General features: G+C 59.0%; 21 protein-coding genes and 1 tRNA gene. 8 read left to right on the forward strand and 14 right to left on the reverse strand.

Features of this window, described 5'->3' with window-relative positions:
- Nucleotides 1-864 carry a carboxylating nicotinate-nucleotide diphosphorylase gene (nadC, locus tag ACS3WA_RS13255; protein WP_438278988.1) on the forward strand — a complete coding sequence of 288 codons (864 nt, stop codon included), beginning with the start codon at nt 1-3 and terminating at the stop codon, nt 862-864.
- 28 nt (nt 865-892) lie between these two features.
- On the opposite strand, the gene ACS3WA_RS13260 is transcribed toward nadC, so the two are convergent.
- Together ACS3WA_RS13260 and ACS3WA_RS13265 are read right to left on the reverse strand one after the other, a co-directional pair.
- Nucleotides 893-1,153 carry a hypothetical protein gene (locus ACS3WA_RS13260; RefSeq protein ID WP_438279012.1) on the reverse strand — a complete coding sequence of 87 codons (261 nt, stop codon included), beginning with the start codon at nt 1,151-1,153 and terminating at the stop codon, nt 893-895.
- 499 nt (nt 1,154-1,652) lie between these two features.
- Nucleotides 1,653-2,174: a hypothetical protein gene (locus ACS3WA_RS13265; RefSeq protein ID WP_438278989.1), complete on the reverse strand. Its 522-nt coding sequence runs from the start codon at nt 2,172-2,174 to the stop codon at nt 1,653-1,655.
- Nucleotides 2,175-2,984: 810 nt separating this feature from the next.
- On the opposite strand from ACS3WA_RS13265, the gene ACS3WA_RS13270 reads away from it, so the two are divergent.
- Nucleotides 2,985-3,455: a hypothetical protein gene (locus ACS3WA_RS13270; protein ID WP_438278990.1), complete on the forward strand. Its 471-nt coding sequence runs from the start codon at nt 2,985-2,987 to the stop codon at nt 3,453-3,455.
- Here the strand turns inward: ACS3WA_RS13270 and ACS3WA_RS13275 are convergent.
- The 4 genes from ACS3WA_RS13275 to ACS3WA_RS13290 all read right to left on the reverse strand — a co-directional run bounded on the left by ACS3WA_RS13275 (nt 3,425) and on the right by ACS3WA_RS13290 (nt 8,230).
- Nucleotides 3,425-4,633, reverse strand: a complete 1,209-nt coding sequence (locus ACS3WA_RS13275) for an acetate/propionate family kinase (protein ID WP_438278991.1) — start codon at nt 4,631-4,633, stop codon at nt 3,425-3,427. The genes ACS3WA_RS13270 and ACS3WA_RS13275 overlap by 31 nt on opposite strands.
- A gap of 109 nt (nt 4,634-4,742) precedes the next feature.
- Complete coding sequence (locus ACS3WA_RS13280; RefSeq protein WP_438278992.1) at nt 4,743-5,411, reverse strand: universal stress protein; 669 nt, start codon at nt 5,409-5,411, stop codon at nt 4,743-4,745.
- A 267-nt stretch (nt 5,412-5,678) separates the two neighbouring features.
- Nucleotides 5,679-6,134 (reverse strand): baeRF12 domain-containing protein, encoded by a 456-nt coding sequence (locus ACS3WA_RS13285; RefSeq protein WP_438279013.1) that lies wholly within the window; start codon nt 6,132-6,134, stop codon nt 5,679-5,681.
- Between the two features lie 62 nt (nt 6,135-6,196).
- Entirely contained in the window at nt 6,197-8,230 is a 2,034-nt protein-coding gene (locus ACS3WA_RS13290) for a protein-L-isoaspartate(D-aspartate) O-methyltransferase (protein ID WP_438278993.1), read from the reverse strand.
- Between the two features lie 594 nt (nt 8,231-8,824).
- On the opposite strand from ACS3WA_RS13290, the gene ACS3WA_RS13295 reads away from it, so the two are divergent.
- From ACS3WA_RS13295 to ACS3WA_RS13305, 3 genes are all read left to right on the forward strand, one after another.
- Nucleotides 8,825-11,209, forward strand: coding sequence for a phosphoketolase family protein (locus ACS3WA_RS13295; protein ID WP_438278994.1), 2,385 nt, complete (start codon nt 8,825-8,827; stop codon nt 11,207-11,209).
- A gap of 135 nt (nt 11,210-11,344) precedes the next feature.
- Nucleotides 11,345-11,707, forward strand: a complete 363-nt coding sequence (locus ACS3WA_RS13300; protein ID WP_438278995.1) for a PRC-barrel domain-containing protein — start codon at nt 11,345-11,347, stop codon at nt 11,705-11,707.
- Between the two features lie 241 nt (nt 11,708-11,948).
- Nucleotides 11,949-12,245, forward strand: a complete 297-nt coding sequence (locus tag ACS3WA_RS13305) for a hypothetical protein (protein WP_438278996.1) — start codon at nt 11,949-11,951, stop codon at nt 12,243-12,245.
- A 157-nt stretch (nt 12,246-12,402) separates the two neighbouring features.
- On the opposite strand, the gene ACS3WA_RS13310 is transcribed toward ACS3WA_RS13305, so the two are convergent.
- From ACS3WA_RS13310 to ACS3WA_RS13330, 5 genes are all read right to left on the reverse strand, one after another.
- Nucleotides 12,403-12,540, reverse strand: coding sequence for a hypothetical protein (locus ACS3WA_RS13310; protein ID WP_438278997.1), 138 nt, complete (start codon nt 12,538-12,540; stop codon nt 12,403-12,405).
- A gap of 1,727 nt (nt 12,541-14,267) precedes the next feature.
- Nucleotides 14,268-15,524, reverse strand: a complete 1,257-nt coding sequence (locus ACS3WA_RS13315; protein ID WP_438278998.1) for a lipase family protein — start codon at nt 15,522-15,524, stop codon at nt 14,268-14,270.
- Nucleotides 15,525-15,823: 299 nt separating this feature from the next.
- The gene (locus tag ACS3WA_RS13320; RefSeq protein WP_438278999.1) at nt 15,824-16,153 is read right to left on the reverse strand and encodes a hypothetical protein; all 330 of its coding nucleotides are present in this window, start codon (nt 16,151-16,153) and stop codon (nt 15,824-15,826) included.
- A gap of 78 nt (nt 16,154-16,231) precedes the next feature.
- Nucleotides 16,232-16,486 carry a hypothetical protein gene (locus ACS3WA_RS13325; RefSeq protein WP_438279014.1) on the reverse strand — a complete coding sequence of 85 codons (255 nt, stop codon included), beginning with the start codon at nt 16,484-16,486 and terminating at the stop codon, nt 16,232-16,234.
- A gap of 583 nt (nt 16,487-17,069) precedes the next feature.
- A complete protein-coding gene (locus tag ACS3WA_RS13330) occupies nt 17,070-17,633 on the reverse strand; it encodes a hypothetical protein (protein ID WP_438279000.1) in 564 nt (187 codons plus the stop codon).
- Between the two features lie 345 nt (nt 17,634-17,978).
- On the opposite strand from ACS3WA_RS13330, the gene ACS3WA_RS13335 reads away from it, so the two are divergent.
- On the forward strand, nt 17,979-18,941 hold the full coding sequence (locus ACS3WA_RS13335; RefSeq protein WP_438279001.1) for an alpha/beta hydrolase family protein: 963 nt from the start codon (nt 17,979-17,981) through the stop codon (nt 18,939-18,941).
- Between the two features lie 451 nt (nt 18,942-19,392).
- Here the strand turns inward: ACS3WA_RS13335 and ACS3WA_RS13340 are convergent, their stop codons facing one another.
- Nucleotides 19,393-20,181, reverse strand: a complete 789-nt coding sequence (locus ACS3WA_RS13340; protein WP_438279015.1) for an SDR family oxidoreductase — start codon at nt 20,179-20,181, stop codon at nt 19,393-19,395.
- 576 nt (nt 20,182-20,757) lie between these two features.
- Between ACS3WA_RS13340 and ACS3WA_RS13345 the strand changes: the two genes are divergently transcribed.
- Nucleotides 20,758-21,024 carry a hypothetical protein gene (locus ACS3WA_RS13345; RefSeq protein ID WP_438279002.1) on the forward strand — a complete coding sequence of 89 codons (267 nt, stop codon included), beginning with the start codon at nt 20,758-20,760 and terminating at the stop codon, nt 21,022-21,024.
- Between the two features lie 375 nt (nt 21,025-21,399).
- On the opposite strand, the gene ACS3WA_RS13350 is transcribed toward ACS3WA_RS13345, so the two are convergent.
- Together ACS3WA_RS13350 and ACS3WA_RS13355 are read right to left on the reverse strand one after the other, a co-directional pair.
- A tRNA-Glu gene (locus ACS3WA_RS13350) sits at nt 21,400-21,474 on the reverse strand.
- 53 nt (nt 21,475-21,527) lie between these two features.
- Nucleotides 21,528-21,860: a hypothetical protein gene (locus ACS3WA_RS13355; protein ID WP_438279003.1), complete on the reverse strand. Its 333-nt coding sequence runs from the start codon at nt 21,858-21,860 to the stop codon at nt 21,528-21,530.
- Between ACS3WA_RS13355 and ACS3WA_RS13360 the strand changes: the two genes are divergently transcribed.
- Nucleotides 21,859-22,917, forward strand: a complete 1,059-nt coding sequence (locus ACS3WA_RS13360; protein WP_438279004.1) for an RluA family pseudouridine synthase — start codon at nt 21,859-21,861, stop codon at nt 22,915-22,917. The genes ACS3WA_RS13355 and ACS3WA_RS13360 overlap by 2 nt on opposite strands.
- Nucleotides 22,918-23,126: the final 209 nt, after the last annotated feature.

Consider the following 23,126-nt stretch of genomic DNA (forward strand, 5'->3'; position numbering starts at 1 on the left):
ATGCCCTCCCCGGCCCTCCCGCGCATCCTGATCGAACCGCTGGTTCGCGCGGCCTTGCTTGAAGACATCGGCCGCGCCGGCGATCTCACCACCGATGCGATCGTGCCGGTCGGCCACCGGGCCACCACCCTCGTCGTCGCTCGACAGCAAGGAACCGTCGCCGGGCTCGATCTGGCGCGCCTCGCCTTCCAGCTCATCGATCCGGCGATCGAGATGCGCACTGCCCACGATGATGGCGCGATCGTCGAGCCGGGCGACGTGATCGCGACCCTGTCCGGTCCCGCGCGAGGCATTCTGACGGCCGAGCGTGTCGCATTGAATTTCCTGTGCCGCCTGAGCGGAATCGCCACGGCGACGGCGTCGGTTGTCGCCGCGGTTCAGGACTACAAGGCGAAGATCGTCTGCACCCGCAAGACGACGCCCGGTTTACGCACGGTCGAAAAGTACGCGGTTCGCGTCGGCGGCGGCAGCAACCACCGGTTCGGCCTCGACGATGCCGTTCTCATCAAGGACAACCATGTGGCCATCGCCGGCGGCGTCACCGAGGCGCTGAAGCGCGCGAAGGCTTGCGTCGGACATCTGGTGATGATCGAGCTGGAGGTGGACACGCTCGATCAACTGCGCGAGGCGCTCGATCAGGGGGTCGATGCGGTGCTGCTCGACAACATGAACCCGGATACGCTCCGGAAAGCCGTCGCGATGGTTGCCGGCCGGGCGGTGACCGAAGCCTCCGGCCGCATCACGCCGGCGACGGCCCCATCGGTCGCCTCAACCGGTGTCGACCTGATTTCGATCGGCTGGCTGACGCACAGCATCAGTATTCTCGATATCGGTCTTGATTTCAAAAGCGAGGCAAGCGTCTGACCGCTCGAAGGGACCGCCAGAGAGCGAGTCAGCTCGAAGGCGGATGTTTCCTGAACGGATCCGCCGCTTCATCATGTCCGCTGCGGCTGCTGAAAAACATCAGCGCCATCAATCCGCATCCGATGACAAGCGAAAAGAACGTGCCCAGGCCGAGCGCGATCCAACCGTGTTCGCTCATTTCGACGCCGGAGGTCTCATTCCAGAATGTGATCGCCCAAACGCCTGCACCAAAGAGTATGACCACCAACGCAATCAAAATAGCGATTCGACCCTTGCCCATACCTTCCATAGCCGTACCTTTCATTTTGTAAGTCTGGCCGTTCCGGGCGACTTGGACGGGACCGGGAAACGCCGGGAATCGGCCAGCATGTCGGATGGTGTTCGTGCAGTTTCTGCACCTTGGGCAGAGAAGCCGGATGCAATCGCGAGAGAAAGTTTTCGGCGCGTTACCGAATTTGTAAATTCAACATTATGACACTCCTCAATGATATATTTTTCATGTATCTTTATACAGCCTGACTATCGTTTATGTAAGAGGGAACCGGTCCAATTTTTCGATGATTGAGCATGGCACCTGTGACCGCCGCGAATAGGTCGCTGACGGATACGCTGCCTCAGCCCATAGTGTTTCGGCCGAAGCACGTCCTCGGGCTTGACCCGAGATGGAGATCGGTTCGCGTGAAGAGACGTGTCAAAACAACAGTCTGGAGCTTCGCTCCTGATTCAATCAGAAGCGAAACCTACGCGCCCTCGGCATCCGGCCGGTGGCCCCTGTCCGATTTGTCGGCTTAATCTCGAGAACGCTCGGTCGTCCTCGACCACAGGTTTGTGATTTCCTTCGGAATACGCGTGAAGGGCAACAGAAATCCCAGCCAGAAAAAAGACAGGCCGAGGAGCACACCCAGATTCACGTTGTCCGATGTATCGGTCGATCCCAATCGAAGCGTCTGGATATAAGCAAACGCAAAGTAACCGCAAAAGATTGCGCTCACGAATAACGTCAGAAATCTTTTGGGGCGCGGCCTTACGAACCTGCCGACAAGCTGGCCGGCTTGATATCCCGCCATCACTCCCACCGGCGCTACGAGCCGTAACACCGAGAGTTCTGGCGGAACAGAAAATCCAAAGCTCAAGACAAGCCCGATGACGCCAAATACGATGGTCAGCATTAATTCGTTCTTTTGCAGGAGCCAATAACGATCGGTCGCCGGCAGGATAAGCTCCAATTTTTCGCGATCAAGAACAATCGGGTTCGCAGCCCGCCCCATGGCGCGCCGGCTGCCGAAAACTCCAGTGGACCGGCGTTTCACCGATGCTCTCTGGCAGGAGCCTCGGCTACCTCAATCGCGGCTAAAAACCGCAGCGTTTTCAATGGCGAGCCACCGCTCCGCCGTGCTCAACATGTGTTGGAGAACCGCGGCCGCTTGTTCGACGTGCATTCAGGGTAGAATGAAGAAACAGAGATTTAATGACAGGAAGCTGGACAATGAATGATCTCCGCCACTGGCGCAGCTCAACGCGGGAATTCGAGGGCGGCAAAGACAGAGGCCGCCGGAATAGTTACGTTATCGGCTCGCTACTGCTGTTCCTTGCGTTCATTGCTGTCATCGGTCTTCTCAAATACGGGATGCCTTAGAATTCGCTTTTGCCCATAGCTGGCGGATGGCGACCCCTAACCTACCCTACCCGATAGCGGCCCCTTCTCCGTAAATCGCTAGCATCCTTCCACGATCCTATCCCACGATAAGTGGACGCTGATCTGTGTGAGGGTCAAGCCTGGGACAAGCAGACCCGTGGCTGCTGCCAGATGCCACGACGCCGGGACCTGTCCACGTCTCCATGCGTTGTCAGCCCAGACGGGTACCAGCATCCTCGTTCATGTCTGGTAGGTGGACGTCGACCCGCCGGTGACCCACATCGCCGGCGGGCTTTTGCTTTTATGCGCGTCCGCAACTTTGACTGTCATCTCTCGGGAGGTGCTGGAGTTACGCTTTCAGCAAGCGGCCCGCATCTCACCCATTTTCCTTGAGAGTTGATCTCGCTCAAGGCGCCGATCCCTGAGCGCATCGATGGTAGGTGCGCGATCAGAAGAGAATGTAGGCGAACGGAGATTTAAGACTATGAAAATGCGCATGTTCATAGCTGCGATGCTCGTCAGCCTCCCGCCGATGGCGCTCGCTGTCGCTCAATCCACGCAGGAGCCGATGTCGCGAGGCGAACATCTTCCCCGTCTGGGAGAGATCATGCAGGGGAAGCAATGGCGACATATCAAGTTGTGGTTCGCCGGAAAGGAACACAATTGGAATCTTGCGGCATACGAACTGGGCCAGATCAGAGCGAGCCTGACCGATGCGGCATCGCTTTATTCGGGCATTCCCGTAAACGACGTCGTAACGATGGCCGGCCCAATTCAATCAATCGACAAAGCAATTCAATCAAAAAACAGCTCGGACTTCATGAAAGCCTTCAATGAACTGACAGTCGGCTGCAATGCCTGCCATCGCGATATGGGACGAGAATTCATCGAGATCAGAGTGCCGGGCGCGTCGCCCTTCAGTGATCAGGTATTCGCACCGCCGGCAACGCGATAGTTCAGAAGATCCCAGCAATGCCGGGCAATCATCAGTTCCTCGTTGGTCGGAATCACCCAAGCCGAGATCCTGCTCCCCATCGCGGATATTCCGGGACCGCCCGCCTCATTGGCGGCAGCGTCGATATCGAGGCCAAGCCAAGATAATTGTTCGCAGATACGGTAGCGGATTTCAGGCGCGCGTTCTCCTATGCCGGCCGTAAAGACGATGGCATCGAGTCCGCCGAGCGCAACGACGAGAGAGCCGAGTTCAAGACAAGCGCGATACACGAACTGGTCGATGGCTTCGCGTGCGTGCGGCTCCAGGCTCGCCAGCAGGATCTTCATGTCGTCGCTGATTCCGGAGACACCCAAAAGGCCCGATGACCGATAGAGAAGCTCGCTGATCGCAGGAGCGGTCATGCCTTTCTCCTGCAGAAGATAAAGCACGACACCGGGATCGAGCGCGCCGCAGCGTCGGCTCATCATCAGACCGTCGAGGGCAGTGAACCCCATCGTCGTTGCAACACTCTTTCCGTCCTTCATAGCGCACAGGCTGGAGCCGGCTCCGAGGTGCGCGACAACCACACGTCCGCGTGCGACCGCCAGGCCGGCAACGTCGGGCAGAATGCTTGATATATATTCGTAAGACAGGCCATGGAAACCGTAGCGCAGAATACCTTCTTCCGTCAGTCGCCTTGGCAGGGCGAATTGCTTCGCAACTGCCGGTCGCGTTTCGTGAAACGCCGTATCGAAGCAACCAATTTGCATCAAGTCAGGATGGAGTTTCGAAAGAGCCGCGATGGCTTCAAGATGATGCGGCTGGTGCAGTGGCGCGAGCGGAACCAGGCGCTCCAATTCGGCAATGACCTCCGCATCCAACTCAACCGGCCTGGAATAACGCGTGCCGCCATGAACGATCCGGTGGCCCGCGGCTATGAGAAGGTAGCCGGGAAACTGTCTGGCGAGCCAACCCAGCAGCCATGAGAGTGCCTGCTCATGATCGGGATCGCCGCTTAACTGCTCCTTGACGAGCACATGCCCGGCGGCATCCTTTGCCGTGGCATGGAGCTGATTTCCAATTCCCTCGCACGCGCCTTCACAGATAACGTCGCCGGATTCGGGTCGGCGCGAGGCGGAGAACAGGGAAAACTTGATGCTGGATGAGCCAGCATTGAGCACTAGAATGCCTGCCATCACACAAACTCGCGAACGATAACGGCGCCATAACAACGCGGCGGCGCATTGTCAGCGCGCATCTGGAGAAAAAGCGCGGAGCCAGATGCGCGATCCCGGATTCTTCGCAGCGCTAATGGGACATCAGGCAGCAGATCGGACTCGTCGTGAGCAAATCGCGGGTCATTCCGCCAAATATCCATTCGTTGAGCCGGCTATGGCCGTACGCTCCGGTGACCAGAAGATCGGCGCCTTCGTCAGTTGCCCATCTGAGGATCTGATTCGCGCGAGAGCCGCTGGCCTGGATTAATTCGGCCCGACTTTCTGCTTTTATCCTGTGCCGTGCCAGATAGCGAACAACCTCATCAACATGATGGCGCGCGGTCTCCATCCGTTCCTTCTCGCATATCTCCAGCACGGTTACGCGCTTGGCCTCGTGAAGGAACGGTAACGCATCCTGAACAGCTCGTCGCGCCTCCCGCGTATCCTTCCATCCGATCATGACATGGTCGGCGGTCAGGGATTTCACCGCCGCCGGCACCACCAGGAAAGGACGACCGGCTCCCAGAATCGCGGCTCCGACATCGACGCTTCGATACATATCGCCTGCTGATCTGCCGCTTTCGATCACGATCAGGTCGGCACAGCGCGCCTCGCTGATCAACGTCTCCGTCGGGTACTCGATGACCGACCGCCATTCAATCCGGCGGTTTCCCATAGCGGCTTTGACCTTGTTTCCAGCCTCCGCAAGGCTGCCTCTCACATTTGCGATATCGAATTCGGCCGCATTGTCGACGATCACGACACCCTCGGCGACATAAGGCGGAACGATCGCAGCCGCCGACAATCCAATCAAATTGGCCGCGAATTTGTCCGCCACATCTGCTGCAACGGCGACGAACTGCTTCGAGACGTGGTCGACATTGACCCAGACCATCAGCGTTGCATAGGACATCACGAGTCTCCACTTCGCCGACCGATTATCACGCCCACTTCCTGAGGCGTGCTTCTTGATCCAAATCAAATTCCTGCAGCACGGACTCGCCGCGTTGGAAGATCTGCCGCCCGATCAGGTTGAACTATCGTCCATAAGATGCTTTTCAATTTCCACGACCGAATGCTTTGTCAGATCCTTGTTTATCTCGGCGACAATGCAAGCCGTCACCTCGGGATGGAAAGCGGCCCGCAAATCGGCCAATGTTCTTGGCGGCGCGACCACGATGAGAGCGGTCGGCTTGCTCGTTCGGACCACATGCTCCAGGGCGGCAGCGACCGTCTGCGCGAACCGGTGCTCCTTGATGTCATGCCAGTCGGTCTGCTCTACAGCGCTTTTACGGCCGGGAAATGAGGATTCGACGACTCGTCCCGGCCGGTCTCTCCCTTGCTCGCGAGTCATCGGATTGGTGTCTTCAAAGACTTTCTCCGTCTTGAGACGGGGGAAGAATGCGTCCCCGTCGTTTCGCAGAAACAAGGCCTTCCGGCCGTCGCCGACAAATACCAGTGCATTGCGGGGGATTCTGAACATGCTCGCCTGCTCCTCGCTCGGATAACCGCGTTTCATCCAACAGGCTCGGAGACGCAGTGACGTCACACGCCAAATGGATAGGTATCCGGAAGTCCCTTGATCGTCGTTGTCTGCAGCGGCGTCACCGCGCGCGTATCGTCAAACCAGATATACTCATCGAACTGTCGCGGCAGATCGGCTTGAAAGTAATGGCTCGCACGTTCGGTTTCCGGCCGGTAGATGACGCCGATCGCCCGTTCGAGACGTTCCTTGCCCAGACCGGATGGCCCGCACAGATCGTCGCGACCGCGCAGACCGAGCATGAAGCGTGCCAGGCCGGTCGCGTGACACAACCGCTCGTAACTTTTGGGAAGCGCCGGCCGCACGGTCTTGACCTCCATCGGTCCGTCCCATTCCGATGCAGCAGCAACCGTTCCGCTGTGGGTGCCGAACCCCACCAGATAGGCCTGCGCGCCAAATTCCTGCCGGCAGAGCTGCCCCAGATTGTGCTCGCCCCGCGCGGCCATTTCGGTCGCCTCGGCGTTGCCGACGTGGGAGTTATGGGCCCATATGATCGCCTTGCTATCCGGACCATGAAACGCGAGCAGATTCTTCAACGTCGCGAACATATGACTGTCGCGCAGATTCCATGACGCCCGCGAACCATAATACATGACGCGATAGTAACGCTCCGCATTGGCGACGAGGCGCGCATTCTGTTCGGCATCGAGAAACCGTTCGCCGTCATGCTCGGCGTACGCCTGACGTTTCGCGAGGAGGTCGGTCAGCGCCCGCACCACATGCTGTTCGCACGCCGGATAGGAACCGGTCAGCGCCGCATGGCCGTAGGTCGCCGGATCGCGCTGCCATGGCGTCAGGCAACCGTAACGTTCGCGAGCGACCCGCGCGGAATCCGGATCAACCTCATCGAGATAGTTCAGGACCGACCGGATCGAATCATAGAGGCTGTAGAGATCGAGGCCATGAAACGCGACGCGCTGGTTGCGTTCGACCGTGCCATTATGCTTGCGCAGCCAGCTTACGAAGTCATGAACCTCGGTATTTCGCCACATCCAGGTCGGAAACCGGGCGAACGCGGTCCACTCGGATGGCGGATATTGAAAGTGACGCACATAGTGATCGACGCGGGCGGCATCCGGCCAATCGGCCTCGATGGCGACAAAGCGAAAGCCCTTCCTGATGATGAGATCACGCGTGATGCGCTCGCGCATCCGATAGAATTCCGAGGTGCCGTGGGTCGTCTCGCCCAAAAGGACGATGCGTGCCGAACCGATCCGGTCCATCAGCGGATTGAGGTCGGCCGTCTCGATCGATGCAAACGATTCAGCGGCATCCGCAAGATCACGAATCAGGGTCTCCTCGTCCGAACGGACCGGATGCAGTTTGCCGCGCGGTTTTCCGCCTCCTCCCGCAGTTGCCCATCCCTCTTCCCCGATCAGCGGAACGAAGCGCACATCGGCAATGTCTTCACTCCGATACTCTTCCGCAGAAATCCGGGTGACACGCACCAGTTCCTGACTACGGATATCAGCGCCGATCGGGATCACCAGCCGACCGCCAATTTTCAACTGTTGCTTGAGAGCTTCCGGAACCTGCGGGCCGCCAGCGGCCACGACGATCGCGTCGTAGGGCGCGTGTTCATGCCATCCCTTCGTGCCATCGCCATGCAGGACGTGAACATTGTCGTAACCGAGTTCGGCGAGTAAGGCCGCTGCCCTTTCAGCGAGCGGGCCAAGACGTTCCACGGTGTAGACGTCGGCCGCGATCTCCGACAATACGGCGGCGGCGTAGCCCGAGCCGGCGCCGATTTCGAGAACCTTCTCATGACCCTTCAGCAGCAAGGCTTCAACCATGAAGGCAACGATGTAGGGTTGGGAAATCGTTTGCTCTCCAGCAATAGGAAGCGGCGCGTCCTCATAGGCGAATTCACGAAGCCTCTCCGGCACAAACAATTCGCGCGGCACCTTGCGCATGGCATCGAGCACCAGTTCGTCGCGCACACCTCGCGCCGCGATATGATGCTCGACCATCTGCTTGCGAAGAGAGGGGAACAAAATCCCTTCATCGGAAGGAACTCTGGAAGCCGGATTCCCCATGATGCTCCCTCGTCATTCACGCCGATGAGATAACCACGCCCGCGGAGCGGCGTTGCATCCGTCGGAAGCACAGAACGCTGCTGCGACGCAGCGGAAGCGCCGAACCGGGCCGGCTTTGCCATGACCGGAACGACACCGTTCCCAGTTTGAAACCATCATGGAATTCACCCGGGCAGTTTGACCGGCATCAAAAACCACCCCTCGTCCTCCAAGCAATCCGGACGCATTGCGCCGCAGTCCGCAAGACCCACGCGCCACCAATCGGCAGCCTTGACGCTTATGATCGCGCCCGAAACGCCATCAGAAGATCGAGACCAACACTGGACTGGGGAAAATTGAGCGACGATTTTCGACTTGAGGTGTTATCGCTCGAAGAGCCGCAAGCCGAACTGAAACCCGCGAATTGCGATCGATCAACAATTGCGATCGATCAACATTGGATCGAGGGCCTTCGGATAATGATCGCTCATGGGTTCCAATTCAGGCAATCGGCCTGCTGGCCAAGAAGGGCTCTACCTCGATCATCGATTTACCGAGCGACGGACCGATTGAACCACATTCGTATTCCTTCATGCTACTGTTGGAGTTCCGGGCATGGACACGGCAGCCCTTCACAATCCAACCTGTTCCGGCGAGCTTGATCTGCTCGACAGGTACTGGCGCGCCGCCAATTATTTGTCGGTCGGACAGATCTACCTTCTCGACAATCCGCTATTGCATGAACCTCTGCGCTCCGAGCACATCAAGCCACGGTTGCTCGGACACTGGGGCACGACGCCGGGACTCAATTTCATCTACGCGCACCTCAATCGGGTGATCCGCGCGTTCGACCTGAATGTAATTTACATCTGCGGACCTGGCCATGGCGGTCCCGGCATGGTGGCGAACACCTACCTCGAAGGCACCTATAGCGAGATCTATCCCGACATCAGTCGGGACACTGACGGTCTGCGGAAACTGTTTCGTCAGTTTTCTTTCCCTGGCGGCATCCCAAGCCACGCCGCGCCGGAGACGCCCGGCTCGATCCACGAGGGCGGCGAACTCGGCTATGCGCTGACGCATGCCTATGGCGCGGCATTCGACAACCCCGATCTCATCGTCGCCTGCGTGATCGGCGATGGCGAGGCCGAGACCGGACCGCTCGCCGCGTCGTGGCATTCCAACAAGTTTCTTAACCCGATCCATGATGGCGCGGTGCTGCCGATCCTGCACCTCAATGGCTACAAGATCGCGAACCCGACCGTTCTCGGCCGGATGGAGGATGAAGAAATCCGGCAGCTCTTTACAGGCTATGGCCACACGCCGTTGTTCGTGGAGGGCGACGAGCCCGCGCTGATGCATCGACAGATGGCCGACGTGATGAAACAGGCAGTCGAGAGCATTCGTTCGATCCAGCAAGCCGCGCGCGATGGACGCAAGACGACCGATCGTCCGGCATGGCCGATGATCGTGCTCCGCAGCCCGAAGGGCTGGACCGGTCCCAAGGAAGTCGATGGTCTGAAGGTTGAAGGCTTCTGGCGGGCGCACCAGGTCCCGATCGCCAATCCGCGGGGAAATCCTGAGCATCTGAACCTGCTCGAGCAATGGATGCGCAGCTATCAGCCGGAGCTGCTGTTCGACAAGAATGGCCGCTTGCAACCGGAATTGCAGGCGCTCGCGCCGCGCGGGGACCGGCGCATGGGCGCCAATCCTCACGCCAATGGCGGATTGTTGAAACGCGAACTCAAGCTGCCAAATTTTCATGACTACGCGGTCAAGGTCCCCCATCCCGGCGGTATCGTTGCCGAAGCAACGCGGTTGATGGGACAGTTCCTTCGCGACGTCTTGCGCCTGAATGCCGAGGCGCGAAACTTCCGGATTATGGGGCCGGATGAAACCGCCTCGAACCGTCTCGACGCGGTGTTCGAGGCCACTGAGCGGGCCTGGATGGAGAGCACCGAGCCCTATGACGTTCATCTCGCTCAGGACGGCCGCGTCATGGAGGTCCTGAGCGAACATCTCTGCCAGGGCTGGCTTGAAGGATATCTGCTGAGCGGACGACACGGCTTCTTCTCATGCTATGAGGCCTTCATCCACATCGTGGATTCGATGTTCAATCAGCACGCCAAGTGGCTGAAGGTTTCACGTGAGCTGCCGTGGCGTCGATCGATCGCGTCCCTGAATTATCTTCTGACGTCGCATGTCTGGCGGCAGGACCATAATGGTTTCAGTCACCAGGACCCGGGCTTCGTCGACCTCGTCGTCAACAAGAAGGCCGATATCGTGCGCGTCTATTTCCCGCCGGACGCCAATTCATTGCTCTGGATCACCGACCACTGTCTGCGCACCTACGATCGCATCAACGTGATTGTCGCCGGCAAGCAGCCCGCGCCGCAATGGCTGACCATGCAACACGCCGCCACGCATTGCGACGCCGGCATCGGAATCTGGACATGGGCCGGCACCGAGGTCGAAGGCACCGAGCCCGACGTGGTGATGGCCTGCGCAGGCGACGTGCCGACGCTGGAGACCTTGGCTGCCGTCAATCTGCTTCGCGAGCGGTTGCCGGACCTGAAAATCCGCGTCGTCAATGTCGTGGACCTGATGACCCTGCAGCCGAAAGAGGCGCATCCGCACGGTCTCAGCAACCGCGAATTCGACGGAATGTTCACCCACGACCGTCCCGTGATTTTTGCCTATCACGGCTATCCGAGTCTGATCCATCGCCTGACCTACAATCGCACCAACCACGCCGGAATGCACGTTCGTGGCTTCAAGGAAGAAGGCACCACGACCACGCCATTCGACATGGTCGTTCGGAATGGGCTCGATCGTTTTCATCTGGCGATCGAAGTCATCGAGCGCGTGCCCGGCCTCAGCACCGCCGCCGCCCATATCAAGCAACAGTTCCGCGACGCATTGATCGAACATGCGCTTTATATTCGCCAGCATGGCGAGGATATGCCGCGCATCCGCGACTGGATCTGGCCCTATGGCTAACGCGCCGTTCGCTGACACGGCTTTGCACACGCGGCATGTTCCCACCTACCCCGGCGCGTCAGCTTGGTGGCCTCGTTTTACTGGAACGTTTGCTGCGTTCATCGCGTTTTTCCCTCATCAACGAGGGAGAAGCCAATGCTTACCGAAGGAAGAGCCGGCAACCTGATCGCCAGCGACAAGGAGTCGGGCAAAGCTATCTACGGCGCCGAAAACAAGAAGATCGGTTCGATTGAAAATGTCATGGTCGACAAGACGAACGGAGAAATCGCCTACGCTGTGCTCAGTTTCGGCGGCTTCCTGGGAATCGGCAAGGACCATTACCCCGTGCCCTGGAAGGTGCTCAGATATGACAGCAAGCTGGACGGGTATCGTTCCGATATAAGCGAGAATCGGCTGAAAGGTGCGCCGAAGCATGGCACCGAGACCATCTTTGACTGGGACGCCAGATACGCCGAACTGGACGACTACTACAACGACGAAGTGATACGCCCGGGTTGACGGAGCACGGAGTCACAGTTGGCGCGGACCGCGGAAATGACACGCGGTCCGCACGTCGTGGCGTTGTGGGAACGGGAGTCCCCTGCATCGGAACCCCTTCCTCGGAGGCAACCGATGGAGAGCGGCAGGGTCCGGCTGGCGGGCGACGGGTGAATGCCAGAATTATAAAAGGAGACTTCCACGCGCGCACGAAGCAAGCTAGGCTCCGGGGCCTCATAACGAAGGACCGAAGACGAAGCACATGAAAGACCTGAAGCTGTATCTGGATAAGCTTCACTCAGATTCCGAGCATTGCCTGACCATCAGCAAGACTGCCCTGAACGATAAAAAGCGCGAAGTCTTCGAGACGCTTGCGGCGACCTATCGCAAGCTCGCCAGCGACATCGAAGCTGTCATTGCGACGAACACAATCCTGGACGAGGAGCGCGACAAGCGACTGATCGGGCTTCTCGGAAAAGACAATAGCGATGCCGACAATATCGATGAGATCGCCAAGCTCTTGAGACGATCATCCGAGGACCTCAAACCAGACGAATGAGGGCGCCCCTCAGCGGCGAGAAAGCTCTCATTACTCGTCTCGTCACCGTTCGCATGCGACCGAAACAGTAGCGGGTCGTGATGCACGCGGTCCTCCCGGCATGCTCCGTTGCACGTCCTAGGCTCCCGATCCTGGCCCCAGACATCGGCCCGCGCGCCTACTTCGGGCCACGTCTTTTCTTGAACGCCTCATCATCATAGCCGTGGCGACTGCTGTAAAATAACAGACCGATCAACCCGCAACCCACGACGAGGGTAAACAGACCACCGAACCCCAGGGCAATCCAGTCGCTCATGGGAATGTCTTTCGTCCACGCAGACACCGCCCAGACCCAAACTCCAACCAGGAGAGCCACGAGAATAACGAGAGACACATACTTCACGTTTGGCATGGTGGTTCCTCAGAAAACAAAACGCCGGGCCCGGATTGTAAAGTATGGGAAAACCCGCAGAGTTCCTGACGATGAATAATATGCCCCCGAATGCGCGTCTGCTTCAGCCCGTAGTTCCGCCGAGAGGCTCGGCCAGAGCGCAAAAAAAGGCCGCCTATGCAGGCAGCCCTTTCGCCGGATTTGAGATTGGCGCTTTACTTGCTCATTCCGTTCTTCTTCATGTGGCCTTTCCCGTCCCTCGACATGGTTCCGCTCGACGTCCCGTGCGGGGACATCCCGGTCGTCTCCGGGGTATTGCCCCTGGTTTCAGACGCGCCGGCCGGCGGCTGGGCGGGGTTCTTGCTCGAGTCTTTCACACTGGGTTGGCTTCGTCCCGTTTGAGGTGTCGTCGTGGGGACCTGCGCCAAAGCTCCCGCCATCGTAGCCGCCGTGATGGCCGCCGCAGCGCTCCCGATCAAAATTCCTCTTCTCATGATTGCATCCTCAGTTGCTGTTGACAGGTTGCGAGGCAACCCCGCGTTCGTCCCAATGTTCCGATGCGTGGCCTGAAACACAGGCGGATCCTGAAAGAGGCCCTCAAGCTATTTTTCAGGTCAACAATGCAAGGAAGACGAACCTGTTTTAGCCTGAGGGGCTGGAACCTGCGCGCTGCCATTTTTTAACGAGATGGACGCGTTCGATACTCAGGCTCCGTGCCCTCGGTGTCGTCCAAAAACGCCATATCAGGATTGCGGTGCGCCTTTCATTATCCCGTCCTTCCAGCGCATTGAACGAAGGGCAACTCCGCGACTCGTTCCGGTGAGTTTGTTGCCAATTTGGCGTTTTTTTCACCGATTCTGATTTCAATAATTTAGCGCTTTTCACGGAGGCTGACTGCCGGATCGTCAAATCTGGCGCTCTGAGATTATGAAAAAATCATTTTAACGGACGGAGAACGAAAATGCGGAAACTCATCTTTGCCATGACTACGCTTACTGTCTTTGGATTTCTGGTAAGCGAGGCCTCGGCCGTCACGGTGCTCACCACGACACAAGGGGATGTGAAAAAGCAGTGTGAAGGCAAAACAAAGTGCAGCGAAGCCTGTGGCAGCACGATCTGCGATTACGTTTGCGATAATCCAAAAAAGCAATGCACCGTCGCCATATTCCTGAAGCGTCCAAAGTCAGGACGACACCCGGGGGCGACCATGGGGACCGGGACAACACGTAGCAATCAATAGCCTTCGGTGGCGCGATGGTTCACTGTTGTGACGGCGGGCTGTCTGCCGCCGTCACTGAAACGGTGTCCGACACTCAAACGGAGTCTTTGAAGGCCTCTGGTTCTACATCAAGGCGGCGACAAACTCCTTGAAAACCGCGCGGTGGCGTTCGATGACCAGACGGCGGTTTTAGCCGAGCGGCACCGATCTCGCGCGAAGCCGGCGGCGGGAATTTGCCGTGCGCCGAAAATCACCCGACCATAAACTTCAAGTTCACACCGGGCGAGACTCATACACACAAGATCGGGTGGCAGCAGATCTTATGGTGCGATTTCATGACGGCTCTCGATCTTCAGGTCGCGAAATTCATGGGAAACAATCCTCCCGAGCGGCGCCGCGATGGGGCGGCAGCACTCCGCGCCCCGGTGCGACGTCAGTCTCCGCCGCTGTCGGGCGGAAACTTCGGCCCGGCCGTCGCCGAAACCGGCTTGCCGCAATCGCTTGGCGCGGGCCGGCCCGCGAAGCGATCCATCATCCACATGACCGCGGTATCGGCACTGTCCCGCGCGATGAGACCGTGTCCGACGCCTGGAACCCACATCATGGCCACCTTGCCGCCCGCCTCGCATTGCCGCTGGAAGTACGCCCGAGTCACTTCGGGGCGAACGATGTTGTCGGTAGTGCCCTGCGCGAGAAACAGCGGAATCTGCGGCGACAAGGCGCCCGGCGTATTGCGGACGGCCAGCGAGCGCCATGGCTCGACGGTGGCAATGCTGGGGACCGAGAGGAACGTCTGCTCGAGCGGCTTTTCGGTCCGTCGCCGCTCCAGGAGGTCGAAGATCGACTCGATGCACTCAGTCGACAGCCGGTCGACAGTCGGCATCGCCTGAGGCAGCACGACCTTGTCGATCGGCGCTCCATAGACCCGTGACCATGACCACAGGGTCATCGCCGTCAGGTTCTTGCCGCCGGACGTCTTGAAATCGTCGTCCATCAGAGTCACGAGCGATGTCGCCGGCGCCGCCGCGGCGGCCCCGACCAGGCGCAACTCCGGAGCATAGGTTTTGGCGATCAGCCCGGTATAGAGCGACGCCTGCCCGCCCTGCGAATGTCCCCACACGGCGAAGCGATTGCCTTCGCCGACACCGGGCAGATTGCGCGCAGCGCGCACCGAATCGATCACCGCCCGCGCTTCACTGTCGCCGACGAGATAAGGGTGCGGGCCAACCGTCCCGAGGCCGGGATAATCGGACGCCGCAACCACGGCGCCCTGCTCGATGAGCCGGCGCAGACCCGCCATCTGCTGGAATGCGAAGATTGCGAGCGATGGCGCGCAATGCGGCACCACGCCGGTGGTCGGATGCGCCCAGGCCACGATCGGCCGGCCACCGGCGGGCGCCGGACCGGGCGGCACCACGATGATGCCGGATACGGCAATCGGCTCGCCGTGCATGCCAACAGAGCGATACAGCACCCGATAGGCCTGGGCGCCTGCGGGCGCGAACATCATAGGTTCGGAGCGGATCAGGCTGCCGGGCGGTCCTGCGAGTTCGCGAGCGGATGCTTCATAGAATGGGGTTTGCGCCTGCGCCGTCGTCGCCGGACACCATAGCGCAGCCGCGCCAAGCAGCGCGCCGAACCAGCGGGCGAGCCGCGGCGCGACAGCGCGGGATTTCTTCGGAACCTTCATGGCAGCCTCACGCTGGATCAATCGATGGAAGAAGCCGCACGCCGCGCAACGCTAGGCCTGCTGCGTTGTCGCGAAGGCACGCGACGATCACAGCCTGAAGACGTCGCTCCGGCACGCATTCTGTCGTTGCATGACGCCTTGGACGAAGACGCGCGCGCCGATCGAGATCATCGCCAACGTAAAAGAAAGTCTTTGATCAAACGCGGACATGGTTCAATCTCCCATGACGCTTGAATTCAGATGGCAATATTTCAGGATGGAGGAAACGCCCCTCTTCTGAACAGGGTACCTTGACAGGCTCAGATCACTTCATATGCAAAAAGGGTCGCCACTAACGTGATTCCGACCAGGCCGCAAAAGAAAATCATGTCGGCGATCTGTTCGATCCAAACGCTGAGCCCGGCGCGGTTGGACCAGCGGATCGAGAGATAAGACGTCAGAGCGCTGGCAAGGAACGTCACCGCCGCGATCGCCGCATATTCATCGACATTCGACGGCCCATACTTCGCTTCCGCAAGCTTGACCAGTCCGATCAAGGTCGTACATACGCCGATCATCGTGCCCGATACCGGCAGGATGTGTGAAGCCAGGCTGTCGTCTCGCGCGCGAATACCTAATCGTTCGGACATCGAATTCTCGGTCTGCATGGACAGTGGAGCGAGAGCCGCGCGATCGGAAGATCAATCGCGCGGCCGCGGATGCGCTGCCTATTGCCAACCGCCGCCGGGGAGCCGGCCGTGATACGGCGTGTCGCGGCAATGGCCCCAAGGTCCTCGCCAGTAGCCGGGAGGGCAGCGGTTCACCGCCCTCCTGCGTGGGCCGTAATAGCCGCCCGGATAGGGACCATTGCCGAACCAGTGGCAGGCGCCGCCCGGTCCACGGTATCGGTTGGCGCCGCAGCCATCTCGCGCGGCTGCAGGCTGCGTGGCGGTGAGTGCCGCCGCGATGATGACTGCGATCATTGCAGCGGCACGGAAGAAAGTTCTGGACATAGAAGTTCTCCTTTGTGGCAACTGTGAAGGACCGTCTAAAATCCCGGGATCGTGGCTGGCGCTGCGCACCGAGCACATCCCGTTCATCCGTCGATGCCGAAAGGTTCGGCCGATGGAAATCTTGATTGCGACAGCCGTAGCCGGACGCAACCGCAGGCCACGACGACGCGATAGATGACGTTGGACAGAAGGGCTTCAGGACCACCGCAAGCCGACAACACGTCAGCTTTGCTTCTCTTTATTGTTGCAAGATCTCCTCGGCTACCTGGCAATTATTTCAAGTCGAATAGTCACAACAGTATTCAAAACCTTAGCTCACGTCGATACTGATGTGATGCGTAGTTTGTGCCAGTGCGGCGCGGCCCCGCAGGCTCGGCAAAGATCGGCTTTTTTCTCGACCGAACAACGGGCTCATCGGCGGCCAAGTTTGACCAGCAAGGGAGGCGGCGACTCGGGTGTCGAGCATTGTCCCAACCACCGGTCAGGTTCGCTGTGCAGCACAGATGTTGGTACCGGTCGACTACGGGGGTCGTGCCCCCTGCGACCGCAACCTCTAGCCAGCTCTTGCGGCTCCAGATCCAGCTTGATGGGCCGCGTAAACCAGGAACCGAGGCGTCCTCTTTTTGAGGGCAAGCGACCCCGCCGATGCGAACGCTGCCTCCCGTTCCGCCACCCCTCGCAAATTCCCATAGATCATGAATGTCGGAACACGAGTGCGAGCAACATGCTCATCCAGCCTCGTGAAGAAGGCCCGCGTGGTCTCCAGGTCGAACGGATTGTACAGGAAGTAAACCGCGGGCTTAGTGGGCAACTCCCACGTCAACGCATCTGCGTTGACACTCATCATGTCACTTCGGCCAGCGCTATTCTTGAACTGCTCTATGTTGTCTACGGCCGTGCCATGCAGCTCCGGCGCATATTCGACGCCGACAATTCCCGAAAAAGGGAAATGCGATGCCAGCAGAATCAGCTTGCCCTTCCCCGACCCGATGTCGATGAAGAGATAATCATTCAAATCGACACCAAGGCTCCTGATTGCGTCAAAGAACTCGTTGCGCCAAAATGGACGATATACGTTGTTGCCTTGCCTCGCCTGAAGGTCGGTAACGCCCTGCATACTGAGCATGCACTCTTGATGAGTTTTCGTTCCATGGCGCCAATCGTAAGCTCTGTTTTTGAAACCCTCCCAACGCCATCTCAAGCCAAATAATCGCTTTTTTAAGATATGCAGCATATCCAAAATGCACCCCATCGACTTCCGCTTGTAACGTTCGCGAGCCGTAATTTCGGGATCAACTGATCTAATTAATCTCGTCCGCGACATGCGCATCGGAGAAACCGGGATGATCGGTGCGCCGCCGAATGATGGGTTGCCGCGCCCCGGCGATGGTATTCTTAAACGGCGATGGTATCCTTAAACAATGCGACCACGTATCGCGTTTCCGTTGGATGGTTAATACGCATGCGTTGGCGTGTCAGTCTCTCAATCCTCGCCGTGCTCTGTTTTGGCGCCATGCTTACGCTGTTTCACAAACCTTCTTATGAGAGGGAGAAAATCGAACGTTCCGCCGGGCCGACTGGCGCGCCGGAAGGTCGCTACAATCAACAGCTGTGGTGGATACCTGTTGGCGGAACCGCGGGCAAAGTGTTGTTGGAAACGATGGTCTATTCCCCTTCAGGAACAGGCCCCTTTCCACTTGTCACTATTAATCACGGGAAACCGGCCCCCGGCTCCAACCTTCAATTTATAAGGCCGGATTACGAAACGGCAGCCCATTGGTTCGTTGACCGTGGCTTCATGGTTGCAGTCCCGCTTCGTCGTGGCTATGGCCGTTCGGAGGGTGTCGAATCCGACATGGTCGGGACCTGTGCAACTCTGAACTATGTCGCTACCTCCGAGCAGACCGCAACAGACATCGAAGGCGTCATCGAGTTTCTAGCCACGCAAAGCATGGTCGACGCGAACAACATCGTTGTCGTCGGACATTCGCACGGCGGCTTTGGAGCTCTCGGCGTTGCAGCCGGCAATCCCAAGGGCGTCCGCGGAATTATAAATTTTGCAGGCGGGACCGGTTCTTGGGGATTGTTCAACGCCATGCAATGGCCGCGCCGGATCGTGCAAGGCAGACTATGCAACGGGCGTCAGAATCTCCTTTCGGCCTTGGGCCAGCTTGGCGAACGTAATTCGCTTCCGCAGCTCTGGTTGTATGCAGCAAATGATACGACGTTTGATCCAGAGCTGGCGCAGGCGATGTTGAAAGCCTACCGGGAACGATCGCGCTTTCCCATCACCTTCGTAACTCTGCCGGCATCTCAGGAAGGCGGACACAATATCATTGCACAAGGCGACCCAAGCAGTTGGGCTCCATCCGTGGATCGCTTTTTACAAACTCTTCGAATCCCGGGATACCATGCGGCCAATTGAGCCAATTGCAGCGGCAACCTGTTCAGGCGAGCAGTTCTTCGTTGCGCGGCCCGCCGGTCATCGGTTTGGCAACTTTCTTGCCATGCCACCTTCACGACCCGCTTTAGGCCCGCGGGTTGTATCAAACGCAGCCATAGGCGCAGGAACGGCTTTGCCAGTCAGTGCTCGCGGCATTCGCGTGCGGAACTCATAGGTCCCCGGAACGCCGCCGCTGGACCAGCTCATCGCCGCCATCTTGTGGACCACCCTTGAACTAACGTTTGTACAGCAGGGCGTCTTCTCCAAGCTTATGGGCGCTCAGAGATTTCAGCTTTTCAATAGCTTGGATGGGCGCTGGCGCTCCCTTGGGAGCCGAGACGGTTTGAGGTGAGACCCGGAAGGTTTCTAAGGGATTCTTATGCTTTTCAATCCGTGTGGACTCACCTGAGCAGGCCAAACAGCCGAAGGGCTTCTAATAAGATTTAATCCGTGGGCGTATTTCGATGTTGGTAACTTCCGCTGTTTTGGCGAGGAGTAGAGAGTTCAAAACGACCTTGGCAATGTCCTCCGGTTGCAGCAGAAGGTCTGATTGATATTTTTGATTTTCGAGCTCGTAGAGTGATTGCATTCTGGGAGTCGCTGTACGACCCGGGTAGACGCTGAGGACTCGGACACCATCTCCATTCACTTCATCACGCAGGCTGTCAGCAAGAGCCTTGAGTGCGTGCTGGGTCGCGGCGAACAGGCCAGTATAGGCGCGGGCATTTCGGCCTTGCGAGGAGTTGATGAAAACAATCTGGCCCTGTCTGGTCTTGAGAAAAGGCAAGAGTGCTTTTGTCAAAAGGAACGGCATCCGAACGTTGGTCCGATATAGGTTGTCTAACTGTTCCACCGGCGTTGCGTCGATCGCACCTTTAGCGTGTGCTCCGGCACAATGAACCAAGACATCCAGTCCTTGCATATCCTCTTCGACGCGGCGGGCTAGCCGGTCGATGGCTGACTCATCTGTTAGATCAGCCTCATGCACAAACACGGACCTAGCGTAGTAGCGCGCCGTATGCGCGGCGAGTTCCAAGCGCTTAATATCACGGCCGACCATGCACATAGTGGCACCAGTGGACGCAATCGCCGTAGAGATCGCCATGCCGATTCCAGAGCTGGCGCCAGTAACAACGGCCCGTAGAGCGGTTTCCACCCCGCTAGTCCTTATGGAAAATTCAGCACGGCTCACTGTAACCTGGCTTTCCCGAGGGGCCTCCACCAAACGAGACGCTCCACGCAAATTACTGATATTTATAAGTTATTTTATAATTGCAACTCAGAATAGTTAGCGGATAGATTACGCTTTAAGATAAATATCTCCCCGCCCCCGGGTGCGGCAATCCGCCACGTATTCACAACTTCGTGTGGTAGAGGACGGAGATTTCAATTACCCTCCAGCTAGCCGAACATATTCAAAGGGCACAAACCCCAAGGGCAGAACGTGACGGCTGCGAAGGGAGTTTCCCCCGTGCCCGTCCGCGAGGCCCCGTTTTGAGCGGAGCCGCCTCTGAGCTGCACCGGCCTGGGTTGATGGTCGCACGAAGGGTGCTTAGCTGCCTGAGATGTGGCAGGTCACGCGGTATTAGTAAGATCGTTGAGGCGGCCTTTGAGCGCGTGGCATGGTGCAGTTCTTTTAGCACTGTGCTTCATTCCGCCTCCCCTTCTCATCGGCCTTCCTGTCTTTCTTGTAGCGGCCTCAATCTTCCTGCTCAGGTATTTGGAGGAGTGGCGCTAGGAGCCACCACCCTCAAGCGCACGGTACACTGACGCGCGGCCGATCTTAAGAGCCTTCGCGATGGCTGCGGGTCCGACCCCTTGCGCCTTCGACGCGGAGATAGCGCAGTATCAAAAGCGTCACCCGCTCGGCACCAAGGCCCGCCTAGCATTTGACCTCTTGCGCTTCATCGCGTTCCGCCGTGAGGATGTCGTGCGGATCGGCCCGGAGCACATTCGAGGGGGCCGGGTGATGTATCGCCAAGCCAAGAACGAGGACCGTAACCTGGTCGATTTGGACATCCCCCTCCACCCGGACCTTGAGGCGAGCATCAGGGCTGCCGCTTGAAGCGATGGCTCAAAGACGTTCCTTGTCACCGAGTTCGGCAAGGCGTTCACCGCGAACGGCTTCGGCAACAAGTTCAAGAACTGGTGCAGACAAGCGGACCTTCCGCATTGCTCGGCTCATGGCATCCGCAAAGCCACCGCAACGGCCTCGCGGAGAATGCGGCGACACCGCACGAGATGATGTCCATCACCGGACATAGGTCCATTGAGGAGGTCGAGCGATACACCAAGGCGGCACGGATGCGGATGACGGCGAACGCTGCAATGGCGAAGCTCTCCCCTCCCCGCGAAGCACCGCATGATTTGTCTCACCGCCTCAACGTGCGGGACAATTCGCGGAGAAAAGCTAAAGGAAAACAGGGACCGAATTGGCGTTTGGCGCTCCCTAGGGGAATCGAACCCCTGTTTCAGCCTTGAGAGGGCCGCGTCCTAACCGCTAGACGAAGGGAGCGTACCGGACAAGGCAATAGCCTTGAAATCGGAGCGCTGCAAGGTACTGCCGGTTCACGGCTCGCTTGCGAACTTCAAGATCCCGGCCGGCCGCAGCGTGTGCAGATCGAAGGTTCGTATCTGGACGGAGCCGCCGACCTCGAGGGTCACGACCAGCCGATCGCCCGCCACCGCGGTTGCGGTGATCCTGGCCCCCGGAGGCAGGGTCGCGGTAACATCGGTCACCGACCTGCTTCCCTCGGCGCGGAAAAAACGATAGCCGATGGCGATCAGGACGGCCGCTACGGCAAGCGCCGTGGTCAGACCAGCGATCAACATCATCCGCCGCACCCGCGCGAACAGCGCGGCCTGTTCCGGCGTCGGCTCGGGATTCACAGGCTCGGTCATGCAGGGCTCTGCTTCAAAAGACTTATCTTCGGATAGCGGTCGAAGGCTTGGAATCATTGTCAGGGGTGACGAGGGATCGGCGCGCCTTGATCGGGTCCTCGCAACGCACAGCCCCGACCTGTCGCGCTCCCGCCTGAAGTCGCTGATTCTGGCGGGCCAGGTCCTCGTTGCAAAACCCTCCGTTGCAGAGGGAGCGGCCAAGGCCGCCCCCATTCGCGACCCCGCTTATCATGTCGCTGCCGGCGATACGATCACAATCGACGTGCCGCCCGCAATATCTGCCGAACCGAAAGGGGAAGCCATTGCGCTCGATATCATTTACGAGGACGACGACCTGATCGTCATCAACAAGCCGAAGGGGCTGGTCGTCCACCCCGCCGCGGGGCACGAGACGGGGACGCTGGTCAACGCCCTCATTGCGCATTGCGGAGAAAGCCTGTCCGGCATTGGCGGCGTCCGTCGCCCCGGTATCGTGCATCGGCTCGACAAGGACACCACCGGCCTCATGGTCGCGGCCAAGAATGACGCCGCGCATAAATCGCTGAGCGCGCAATTCGCCGATCACGGACGGACCGGCGCGATGCAGCGGGGCTATCTGGCTTTTGTGTGGGGACTGCCAAACCGTCCGCACGGCACCCTGGACGCGCCCATCGACCGCCATCCCCATGCCCGCGAAAAGATGGCCGTGCGGGCTGGCGGACGCGAAGCGATCACCCACTGGGAGGTGCGGGAGGCCTTCAACGGCCGCGACGGCAAACCGGTCGCCGCCCTCCTCGCCTGCCGGCTCGCGACCGGCCGCACCCATCAGATCCGGGTGCATCTCGCTTATGCCGGCCACCCCTTGTTGGGCGACGGCATCTACGGCCCGCATTTCAAGACCAAGGCCAACCAGCTGGCATCGCCGGGCCGGACCGCCCTCGGTGCCCTTGAGCGGCAGGCGCTCCACGCCTATCTGTTGGTGATCGAGCATCCCCGGACCGGAGAGGTCATGCGGTGGGAGGCGGACCTGCCGGAGGACTTGTTTCTGCTGAAGATGGCCCTGGCGGCGACGGAATGACGCAGAATTACGAAAGTGTAGCCATAGCAGATGGTTACGGGATGATCACGGAATCGTAATCCCTTTTTGTTCTTTCTTTTTCCAAATGACTTGGTTATGCTGCACCTGCGTTGAACATCCAACGCGGAACATTCGCAGCGCGGTGGCTTTAACTGAGGGACCGCCTGCCGGGCTCGCCGCTATCGGGGGCCTGAACCAGTGGAGGGCGC

The organism is Nitrobacter sp., assembly GCF_051535235.1.
GTDB lineage: Bacteria > Pseudomonadota > Alphaproteobacteria > Rhizobiales > Xanthobacteraceae > Nitrobacter.